Annotated in this window: 1 pseudogene; it reads left to right on the top strand. The window is 49.8% G+C overall.

The features are described 5' to 3' along the window. Positions 1 to 38: 38 nt before the first annotated feature. Positions 39 to 289 (top strand): annotated as a pseudogene (locus tag P0G09_RS20430) (hypothetical protein); the annotation flags it as partial.

Below are 289 nucleotides of genomic sequence, written 5' to 3'. Positions count from 1 at the left end.
ATGAAATCGAAGACGTGCTGGGAATCGAGACCTACCCAATGGACTGGCCAATCGGGATGGGACGGCAATTTATGGGCGTTTATGATCGTTATAATCATCGAGTTGCCCTTTCCCACCCACAGGATCCTGCGAACCCTTACCTGCCATTAGATGAAGATGGTCAGGTGGTTGGTGAAAATCCATTGGCTGGCGAAGGTGAATGGAAAGATGCCTTGGATGGTATGGAACTGATTGAAATGGCCGGCAGCGAGCTTGATGAAGAAAAGATCGCTAAGGGTGACCAAACGCC

Origin of the sequence: Faecalibacterium sp. DFI.5.82 (genome assembly GCF_029076575.1) — a bacterium.
Lineage (GTDB): Bacteria > Bacillota > Clostridia > Oscillospirales > Ruminococcaceae > Faecalibacterium > Faecalibacterium duncaniae.
The sequence above is the reverse complement of the archived record's forward strand: the minus strand, read 5'-3'. Positions and strand labels throughout refer to the sequence as shown.